Below are 6,857 nucleotides of genomic sequence, written 5' to 3'. Positions count from 1 at the left end.
CAATCGTGCCGATGTTTACGTGCGGCTTCGTCCGCTCGAATTTCTGCTTCGCCATAAGCTTGATACTCCACAAGGTTTTGAGGTAGTGCTGGTCACCACCCAACGCTATTTCACTTTATCTCGACCAGAGGGGGCCAAACCCCTCACTTTATCAGCCAATCACACCCACCCGAGGATGTGAAGAACAAACCCTTTTCCGACAGACCACTACAACAGGCCAGACTGCAACTGATGGGGATGGAGCACATCCGACCAGCAGGCATAGAGGGCAGTGGGCAGCAAGCGCCCGGAGCGTTCTTCACGGAGAGTCAACTCCCCCGCGCTTGTCGAACCTGAACGCCGACTGAAAGCTGCCGTCACCAAATTGTACAAGGTCAACGCGGACACATTCGTCGCATAAGCATTAAGCAACAACCCAAGGGGTTGGTCACTCAAAAGCTGCACACACTGCGTAACAAGTTCAGGCAAATGCTCATTCAGGCGCCAGATCTCCCCTTTGGGGCCACGGCCAAAGACAGGAGGATCCATCACAATCAAGTCATAGTGGTGTCCACGACGAATCTCGCGTGCAACAAACTTACCAACATCATCAACGAGCCAGCGAATTGGCGCTGCTTCGAGGCCAGAAAGGCGTTGATTATCCTGAGCCCACCGCACAGCTGGCTTGGACGCATCGACGTGGGTCACTGCGGCGCCGTGAGCAGCGGCATAGATACTCGTCAAGCCGGTATAACCAAAGAGCACAAGCACCGACGGTCGAGGGCATCTGGCGAGCACATCTGCGAGCCAGGGCCAATGAGCGCTATGCTCGGGGAAGATCCCGGTATGGCGAAACGGGGTTGGGCGAACCCAGAACGCTAAATTGTCATAGTGCAACGGCCACTGTTCAGGCAACTGGCGGCGCGCAACCCAGTGACCAGGGTTATCATCGCCGCCGCGAGCTTTAGCAAAGGTTGCATCAGCGCGCAACCACTCTTGTTCCGTCAAAGTTACCGGCCAGATCGCCTGGGTATCGGGCCGTACTAGGGTATACGAACCAAAACGTTCGAGCCTGGCACCACCACCTGTATCAAGGAGGGCATATTCCCGCCAGGGTGGCGGTGCCAGCAGATGCAACTCAGACATGCGTACTCAACTCGCACTTCGCTTTTCGATAATTTCTTTCGCTAGCGAGTCGGGCAACGCTTCGTAGTGATCGAACTCCATCGAAGAGGTTGCACGGCCCTGGGTCGCCGAACGAAGATCGGTGGTATAGCCAAACATCGTTGCGAGGGGCACATAGGCTTTGACAATCTGCGCATTGCCACGTGCTTCCATCCCTTCAACCCGACCACGGCGCGAGTTCAAATCACCGAGCACGGTTCCAAGGAAATCCTCGGGGGTTGTCGTTTCGACCTTCATAATTGGCTCAAGCAACTGAGGGCGGCCCTTACGAACACCGTCCTTCAGGGACATTGAAGCAGCAATCTTAAAAGCCATTTCGGAGGAGTCAACCTCGTGGAATGAACCATCATAGAGGATTGCTTTGAGGTCAACCACAGGGAACCCGGCCATGACACCGGTCTGCATTGCCTCTTTGATCCCCTGTTCAACTGCGGGAATATACTCACGAGGAACAGTCCCACCGACAATCTGGTTCACAAACTCAAAGCCAACCCCAGGCTCTTGTGGTTGAAACTTAATCTTCACGTGGGCAAACTGGCCTTTACCACCAGTCTGACGAACAAAGCGGGTCTCGATATCAGAAGCCGCAGTAATCGTCTCGCGATACGAAACCTGGGGCTTACCCTGATTAGCTTCGACCTTATACTCACGGCGCATACGGTCAACAATCACCTCAAGGTGAAGCTCACCCATTCCCTTAATAATCGTCTGACCGGTTTCCTGATCGGTATAGACGCGGAAGGTCGGATCTTCCTCACTGAGACGATGCAAGGCAATTGCCATCTTATCCTGGTCAGCCTTCGTCTTGGGTTCAATCGCCAACTCAACAACCGGCTCGGGGAAGCGAATACTCTCGAGCACAATCGGCTTATCGGGATCGCAGATGGTATCGCCGGTAAAACTCTGCTTGGGGCCAACCATTGCCGCGATATCGCCGGCATAGACCGTATCAATATCTTCGCGATGGTTTGCATGCATCTGCAAGATGCGCCCAAGGCGCTCGCGCTGACCGCGGGTACTATTGAGGACATAGCTCCCCTTCTCGATCGTGCCAGAGTAGACCCGGAAATAGGCCAACTTCCCAACATAGGGATCGGCAACGATCTTGAAGACCAGGCCAGAAAACGGTGCCTCATCGGTAACCTGGCGGATGATCAACTCGGCATCATCTTCACTTGGCACATGACCGGGAAGGACGCCCTGGATGGCAGGGCGGTCAAGGGGCGAGGGCAGATACTCGACGACAGCATCAAGCAATTTCTGCACACCCTTATTTTTGAGTGCCGCGCCACAGAGGACAGGAACGAGCCGACCTTCAATCGTAGCCTTACGAAGACCGCGCTTCAGTTCTTCAACGCTCAAATCCTCGCCCTCAAGATAGAGCAGGGTCAACTCATCATCGGTCTCAGCAATCATCTCGACGAGATCAGCACGTGACTTCTGGGCTGCGGCAAGCAAGTTTTCGGGAACATCAACTTCTTTAATGTCCTTGCCAAGATCGTCGTCATAGATAGTAGCGCGCATCGTGAAGAGATCGATAACGCCTTTGAAGGTATCTTCAGCGCCGATGGGCAACTGAACAATAGCTGGCTTCGCAGCCAGGCGGTCAACAATCATATCAACACAGCGCTCAAAGCTTGCGCCGGTGCGATCCATCTTATTGACAAAGCAGACACGGGGCACACTATACTTATCAGCCTGACGCCAGACCGTCTCAGACTGAGGCTCAACCCCGGCGACCCCATCAAAGACCACGACGCCACCATCGAGGACACGCAGCGAGCGCTCAACCTCGACCGTAAAATCAACGTGGCCGGGAGTATCAATAATATTAATCCGATAGACTGTATCACCGAGCGTCCACTGAGCCGTAGTTGCAGCAGAGGTAATCGTAATCCCGCGCTCTTGCTCCTGGGGCATCCAGTCCATCGTCGCGGTTCCTTCATGAACCTCACCGATCTTATAGGTGCGCCCGGTATAGAAAAGAATGCGCTCGGTTGTCGTGGTCTTGCCCGCATCAATGTGGGCAATAATCCCAATATTTCGCACTTTATCAAGTTCGAACTGGCGTGGCATACCGTTCCCTACTCCTAGGTCAGGCGAGCATATCGCCTCTTATAGGACTCACAGCAAGCATCAAACAGGAGAACTTCTGTTGAGCGCTTAGAGCCGTCCATAATGGGCAAAGGCACGATTTGCCTCAGCCATCTTATGTACATCTTCCTTACGTTTAATCGTCGTCCCGGTATTGTTATAGGCGTCTACAATTTCATTGGCGAGACGCTCGTGCATCGGGCGACCACTACGAGAGCGAGCAGCAGTCAAGAGCCAGCGCATTGCAAGGGCATAGCGGCGATCGCTCTTGACTTCGACAGGCACCTGATAGGTTGCGCCACCAACGCGCTTGGGTTTAACCTCAATAGCGGGACTGGCATTGCGTAGCGCAATCTCAAACACCTCAAGTTGCGGCTTCCTGGTACGCTCAGCGGCAATATCCAGCGCATCATAGACAATACGCTCGGCGACGCTCTTTTTACCGCGTTCCATCACCTTATTGATGAACTTCTGCACCAGCACACTATTGTAGCGTGCATCAGGTGGCGGGATCCGCTTTTCAATATTTCCACGACGGGGCATAGAATTTCCTCAATGCTTGTAGCTTACAGATTGTGCAGCAACGAAGGCTGACAGAGCGACAGTTGTTGCTTTGCGCCGTACAGCAATTAGCGCTTCTTGCCAATCGCCTGGGCATTCTTCTTGGTACCGTACTTCGAGCGGCCCTGTTTACGACCATTAACCCCCTGGGTATCGAGGGTACCGCGCACGATATGGTAGCGCACACCTGGCAAGTCTTTGACACGGCCACCGCGGATCAGCACCACCGAGTGCTCTTGCAGATTATGGCCCTCACCTGGGATATAGGCTGTCACCTCGATCTGGTTAGACAGGCGGACACGGGCAATCTTGCGCAGAGCCGAATTCGGCTTCTTGGGTGTTACCGTTGCAACCTTGGTACACACCCCACGCTTCTGAGGTGAACCCTTGCCACGGGTCAACTTGCCCTTCAACGAATTGTACGTGAACCGCAGTGCAGGAGCCTTGGTCTTCTTCTCGACCGGCTTACGCGGTTTCCGTACGAGCTGATTAATAGTTGGCATCCAGCACTCCTACAGACTAAAGCTCGCTCATCAACATCCAATGTTCAGACAAAATAATATCCGAGCCCCGTATCTGGTCATAGCAGAAGCTACGCCTTAGAGTGGGCCGGCTTGACACACAGAGGACTATTCAGCGCGTGCCATGGCACGACGATAAGGGAGTATACCATTTGGCGGGGGGGTTGTCAAACGAGGAAAGCGTACAATTTCCACTACCAATTGTTGCAAGAGTAATCATTGACGCAGTATAGTGCAAATGTTATGATAAGCAAAATTTGCGTGCTGCCAAGGGAAGAAAGGCCTGGCTGCGATATGGATGAACCAATTATTGTTGCGATCCGTGAGATCTACTGGAATGTAGATCGTTTTGGCAAACTAGCCCCAATCTTTCTCTATGGTCTGATCCTAGTCACATCAATTGTGATGACCTGGGGTATTTTGCGTGATATTGGACGATGGCGCAAAGGGCGTCCTGATGCACGCATTGACCAACTTCCCGCACGTACCGTCGAGTTTCTAGCTCAAGTCTTTGGTCAAAAGAAGGTACTGCGTGATCGTCGGCCAGGGATGATGCATGCCCTGATCTTTTTTGGTTTTCTGACCCTCTTTATTGGTACCGACATTATTGCGGTCGAAGAGGATTTCACCTTGCCGATGATGGGCGAGGATGCCGGCAAGATTCTTGCCGGCACGTTTTATCAGAGCTACGAATTCATTATGGATACGCTAGGGCTTGTTTTTGTAGCAGGTCTAAGCTGGGCTGCGTGGCGACGGTATCGGATCAAAGAACCGCGCCTTGATAATCGGCGTACCGACGCATGGGTGCTGTGGGTTTTGCTCTTCATTGGCATTGGCGGCTTTTTAATCGAGGGGCTGCGCATTGCCAATCAAGAAATTGGCGGCATTCCAGTCTATGAGCAGGCGTGGGCACGCCTGGCATATGTCGGCTTTGCGCTAGCCGTCGTCTTCAAGGCCATCGGGCTAGGGGAGGGCAGTGCCATCGGGCTCAACCTGCACATTCTGCTCTGGTTTACCCATGCGGCAGCGACGGGAGCATTCATTGCGACGCTACCGTTCAGCAAATTCAAGCACATCTTTTACACCCCGCTCAACACCTTCTTCCGGGATACAGCGCCACGCGGTGCACTTGAGACCATTCCGTCGCTGGAAGCGGAAATCGAGAAGGACGAGCCCCGTCTGGGGATTGCGACGCTGGGCGATCTCAGCTGGAAGCACCGACTCGATCTTGATGCGTGTATGCGCTGTGGGCGGTGTCAATCGGTCTGTCCGGCGCATGCATCGGGGGCCGATCTTTCACCGAAGTACATTATTACCAAGTTGCACGACTTGATGCGCGAAGAGCCGATCCATTTCAAAGATGGCACGATCAAGCTTGTGACGCAGCTTGAAATGGGAGAGCAAGAGGATAAAGAGGGGGGCGTGGTCGCGGTTGACAACGAGCAGGTACCGCTGTACGAAAACCTCTTTACCGAGAATGAACTGTGGAGTTGCACAACATGTTATGCATGTGTGCATGAATGTCCGGCGATGATCGAACATGTCGACGACATTGTGGGCGCACGGCGACACCTGACGATGATTGCGAGTGAAGTACCGCAAGGGGTCAAGCGCGTGCTTGAAGGCATCGAGCGCGCCGGCAACCCGTGGCGCTTGCCCGCCGGTGAACGGACAGCCTGGGCAGAGGGATTGGATGTCCCGATTATGGCCGAGCAAGAAGCGGCGGACGTACTCTTCTGGGTTGGCTGTGCGCCGAGCTACGACGAACGCAGCAAACGGGTGGCACGGGCCTTTGTGCAACTATTGCAACAAGCTGGCGTGAACTTTGCCATCCTTGGAGATGAAGAGACGTGCAACGGCGATCCGGCGCGACGCATGGGGGAAGAATTGCTCTATCAAGCCCAGGTAGAGCAGAACATCGAGACAATGAAGCAATACAAATTCAAGACCATCGTCACGACGTGTCCCCACTGCTTCAACACAATCAAGAACGAATATCCTCAGTTCGGGGGTGGTGCGGGCGTTGACTATGACGTTATCCACCACACCGAATTCCTGGCACGGCTGGTAGCCGAGGGCAAACTGAAGCCAGTGAAGCCGCTTGGCGAAAAGGTCGTGTATCACGACCCGTGTTACATCGGGCGTTACAACGACATCTATGATGCACCTCGTGAGCTACTGAAGAGCATTCCGGGGCTTGAGCTAGTCGAAGCGCCGGATCGCAATCGTGAGCGCTCGATGTGTTGTGGTGGTGGCGGTGGCAATGTCTGGCTAGAGGGTTGGGGCAAAGAGCAGGTCAACTACATCCGGCTAGAGCAATTGACCGAGGCACAACCAGCGACCCTGGCGATGAGTTGCCCATTCTGCATGGTGATGTTTGAAGATGCAGCCAAGAACACTGGGCGGGATGAAAGCCTACGGCGGCGTGACATTGCAGAATTGCTTCTGGACGCACTTGAGCCTACGGCATGAGGGAAGAAGGCACATAGACGCACTGAAGGCCAGCAATGCTGGCCT

Annotated in this window: 6 protein-coding genes; 2 read left to right on the top strand and 4 right to left on the bottom strand. The window is 54.0% G+C overall.

Annotated features, from left to right (window positions below):
* A partial coding sequence (locus tag EYB53_RS19065; protein WP_205712688.1) for a hypothetical protein occupies window positions 1-181 on the top strand: 181 nt, incomplete at its 5' end.
* Window positions 182-207: 26 nt separating this feature from the next.
* On the opposite strand, the gene EYB53_RS19060 is transcribed toward EYB53_RS19065, so the two are convergent.
* The 4 genes from EYB53_RS19060 to rpsL all read right to left on the bottom strand — a co-directional run bounded on the left by EYB53_RS19060 (window position 208) and on the right by rpsL (window position 4,322).
* A complete protein-coding gene (locus EYB53_RS19060) occupies window positions 208-1,125 on the bottom strand; it encodes a class I SAM-dependent methyltransferase (protein ID WP_135479985.1) in 918 nt (305 codons plus the stop codon).
* A 6-nt stretch (window positions 1,126-1,131) separates the two neighbouring features.
* Window positions 1,132-3,240, bottom strand: a complete 2,109-nt coding sequence (gene fusA / locus EYB53_RS19055) for an elongation factor G (RefSeq protein ID WP_135479984.1) — start codon at window positions 3,238-3,240, stop codon at window positions 1,132-1,134.
* Between the two features lie 87 nt (window positions 3,241-3,327).
* Complete coding sequence (gene rpsG, locus EYB53_RS19050) at window positions 3,328-3,801, bottom strand: 30S ribosomal protein S7 (protein WP_135479983.1); 474 nt, start codon at window positions 3,799-3,801, stop codon at window positions 3,328-3,330.
* An 86-nt stretch (window positions 3,802-3,887) separates the two neighbouring features.
* Entirely contained in the window at window positions 3,888-4,322 is a 435-nt protein-coding gene (gene rpsL, locus EYB53_RS19045; RefSeq protein WP_097653674.1) for a 30S ribosomal protein S12, read from the bottom strand.
* 312 nt (window positions 4,323-4,634) lie between these two features.
* Here rpsL and EYB53_RS19040 point away from each other — a divergent pair, with 312 nt between their 5' ends.
* Window positions 4,635-6,812 (top strand): heterodisulfide reductase-related iron-sulfur binding cluster, encoded by a 2,178-nt coding sequence (locus EYB53_RS19040; RefSeq protein WP_135479982.1) that lies wholly within the window; start codon window positions 4,635-4,637, stop codon window positions 6,810-6,812.
* Window positions 6,813-6,857: the final 45 nt, after the last annotated feature.

It is taken from the genome of Candidatus Chloroploca mongolica, from assembly GCF_004762035.2.
GTDB classification, from domain to species: Bacteria; Chloroflexota; Chloroflexia; order Chloroflexales; family Chloroflexaceae; genus Chloroploca; species Chloroploca mongolica.
The sequence above is the reverse complement of the archived record's forward strand: the minus strand, read 5'-3'. Positions and strand labels throughout refer to the sequence as shown.

Coding starts and splice junctions, on each gene's coding strand:
- EYB53_RS19060 (WP_135479985.1), bottom strand. CDS start 1,125: ATGTCTGAGTTGCATCTGCTGGCACCGCCACCCTGGCGGGAATATGCC.
- fusA (WP_135479984.1), bottom strand. CDS start 3,240: ATGCCACGCCAGTTCGAACTTGATAAAGTGCGAAATATTGGGATTATT.
- rpsG (WP_135479983.1), bottom strand. CDS start 3,801: ATGCCCCGTCGTGGAAATATTGAAAAGCGGATCCCGCCACCTGATGCA.
- rpsL (WP_097653674.1), bottom strand. CDS start 4,322: ATGCCAACTATTAATCAGCTCGTACGGAAACCGCGTAAGCCGGTCGAG.
- EYB53_RS19040 (WP_135479982.1), top strand. CDS start 4,635: ATGGATGAACCAATTATTGTTGCGATCCGTGAGATCTACTGGAATGTA.